Here is a 2889-nt window from a genome sequence, read left to right as displayed (position 1 = left end):
ACGGGGGTGATCGTGACCTGACCGTGACCATCGCCAACGCGACAGCAGGCGCCTCTGGCCTGCGAGTCGCCCCACCCACGATGACCGTCGACTTCTCGACAGCCACCCATAGCGCCCATAGCACCCACAGCACCCATCACACCCACAGCCTGCACGGACACCGCACGGACACTGCACAGGCACCGAACAGACACCGCACCATGCCCGCCTGGCTGACACATCAACCATCAGGATCGCCACCAGCCTGCCCAGGCTGACACGCCGGGTTGACTGTGACCTGACCGTGACCGGAGAACACCCCCGGCCTGCAGTGATGAGACCAAACTGTGACAATCATTCACCCCACACACCTGCAGAGCGCGCACTACATTTACCTGCCATGACGACCACGAGGACGACCACGAAGACAACCACGAAGACAACCACGAAGACAACCACAGACACAACCACCCACCAACACTCCCGGGGCACGGGACTGTCGACAGCCTCAAAGATCCCGAAACTCTCTGTTGCAGCGCTCAGCGTCGCTGTAACCGCCACCCTCGGCCTGACCGCGATCGCCCCGGCCGCAGCCGCTCCCACCCTGCCGTGGCCAGCACCGGTCACCGGCGGTCCGACCGACCTGCCCGACCGCCAGATCTCCCGCACCACCGCCGACGGCTGGGTCCTGCACGCCGCCAAAACAGACGAATCCGTCAACATCGCCGGCCCCCTGGACGCCTCGGCCACCACCGGTGAAGCCTTCGCCACCCTCACCGGCAACGTCTGGATCGACGGTGCCGGCGCCCCCGAGTTGACCGGCGCCATGTTCGACGCCGGCTACCAGATCGGCTGCGGGGTCGACATCTCCAGCGGCGTCGATGTCGAACTCGCCGGCACCGCGGGTATCGCACCGCACGCCGACGCCGGCATCGAAGGCGGTCCCAGCGTGCAGGTCGAGCTGCCCAACGTCACCGGCGTCTCCGCCGGTGCTGACGCCACCGCCCGTGCCGAGGTCGGTGTCGACGGCAAACTGGAGGCCGCCCCGACCGTGTCGGCCCACCTCAACCCCGGGGGAGTGTCCGACATCTCCCTGGTCAGCATGCCGGTCAACCCGGACTACAAGCGCGCCTCCGCCGGATTCACCGGCGCACACCTGCAGGTCAACGGGTGCGCCGGGCCGGTGAGTATTCGCTCGTACGTCACCGTGTCGACCACCTCGCCGACCTCGGTCGATGCGGTGAGTGTCTACGGCACCGCCACCCGCATCCGCTAGAACCCCCAGCCCCACGTACCGGGATCCACCGGTACACACCGGCATATCCGATCCGGTGTCGCCCTGCCCGGTCACCGTGACGAGCCCGCCCGTGTCGACCCCATCTACCCAGGAGTTTTCAACTGTCATGACCACCACAACCCCCGCCAACACCCGCGACACCCGCGACACCCGCAGCCCCCGTCGCACTCGTCGCCGTGCCGGCGCCGCGGCGATGGCACTGGCCGCCGCTACGGTCACCGCCGGGATCACCGCGCCCACCAGTGCTGCCCAGGCAACGTCAGTGGTCACACCGACATCAACGTACTGCACAATCCACCATGACCTGCGCTTCGGACCACTGCTCGCAGGCAGGACTCAAGGCAACTGCCGTCAAGCCACAGGTCAATACTCTCCCGGCACAGGCGCATATCCCGGGGCGTGGTTCATCGGCAGTGTCGCCGCCCCAGACGGCAACACCTACAGCGCCATCGTGCAAAACCAGTGGAACCTCCCGGTGCCCTGACCGTTGCCGACCCCACCGATAGCGGTGTTTTCCTAACCACTGTGTGCCCGCCTCGTTGTAGTTGTATAGGAGCAGTCCCTACGCCATGACCCACGCCACGCCCGACACCACGGAACACGCCACCGGTGTGTACCAACCCCAGCCCACCCAGGCTTATCCGGTCACCGCCGCACCCGGCAGCCCTGAGACACAACCACAGTCATCCGCGTCCGGCCTCGATGAGAAGCCGGTGCCGGTGTGGATCCCCCTGGCCAAACTGGTCATCGGTATAGCGATCATCATCGCCGCGTTGGCGTGGTCACAGCACTTCGACGCTGTGATGGACCGCATCGGCTACATCCCGGTGATGTTCGTCTACATCGTCATCATGATCATCGGCGGGGCGCTGATGGTCACCGGGTTCACCGCCTTCACCCTCGAGGCCCGGGACAACCGGGACAATCGGGGCAACCGCAGATCACGGGAGCCGTAGATCATGACCCACCACACCTGCCCCCGTCCCGCCCACTCCACCGACCATTGTGCAGAGCACTCCACCGGGCATACCGACCCGCCGGTGGCGCTGCGCGGTGCTGCCGAATCGAGAACCGCATCAGAACCCACCACCGGCAGCCCGGGTAGCAGACGGGATACCCGGCTGGGTACTCGTGTGGTCGCACGGGTGGGTGCGGGCGTCGCCGCTGCCGCGTTGATCACCGCGCCGATCTGGGCAGGACCACTCAGCACCAGCGGCACAGGCGCTACAGGTGGTGGGGTGGTTGGTGTTGCCTCCGCAGAGACCCCGGCCGAGCGGTGCCAACGCCAGACCGCCGAATACAACGCGGCGATGGACGCCGCCTGGCGGGCCGCCCATCCTGGCCAGGAGCCCACCGGTAATGAGTGGCCCCCGTTCGTCTGCCACGACATCCCCACCCCGACCCCGCCACCGGGCGGTGGTAACGGCGGGGCTCAACCTGCTCCCGAGCGCACCCACCAGTACGAAGGCTTCGACCGCCCCGACAGCGAATACCAGCAGGACATGGACCTCGGCGGCCTCGGCGGGCCACGGACCGGGTTGGCCGATCGTATGAACAGCCGCGGTGACGACACTGCCGGGGCTGGTGGGGCACCGCGGGCAAGTGACACCGCG

4 protein-coding genes are annotated in these 2889 nt (G+C 67.2%); all 4 read left to right on the top strand.

Annotation, left to right across the window (positions count from 1 at the left end; translation table 11 throughout):
- The first annotated feature begins 379 nt into the window (after positions 1 to 379).
- Entirely contained in the window at positions 380 to 1255 is an 876-nt protein-coding gene (locus ACT3UN_RS16360; RefSeq protein ID WP_444657641.1) for an MspA family porin, read from the top strand.
- A gap of 127 nt (positions 1256 to 1382) precedes the next feature.
- Entirely contained in the window at positions 1383 to 1760 is a 378-nt protein-coding gene (locus tag ACT3UN_RS16355; protein ID WP_444657640.1) for a hypothetical protein, read from the top strand.
- 85 nt (positions 1761 to 1845) lie between these two features.
- The gene (locus ACT3UN_RS16350; RefSeq protein WP_444657639.1) at positions 1846 to 2232 is read left to right on the top strand and encodes a hypothetical protein; all 387 of its coding nucleotides are present in this window, start codon (positions 1846 to 1848) and stop codon (positions 2230 to 2232) included.
- A gap of 282 nt (positions 2233 to 2514) precedes the next feature.
- On the top strand, positions 2515 to 2889 hold a 375-nt coding region (locus ACT3UN_RS16345), incomplete at its 3' end, for a hypothetical protein (RefSeq protein ID WP_444657638.1).

It is taken from the genome of Corynebacterium sp. AOP12-C2-36 (genome assembly GCF_052379185.1).
In the GTDB taxonomy this organism is placed as follows: domain Bacteria; phylum Actinomycetota; class Actinomycetes; order Mycobacteriales; family Mycobacteriaceae; genus Corynebacterium.
Note: the sequence above shows the minus strand (reverse complement) of the source record. Positions and strands in the feature narration are given on the sequence as shown.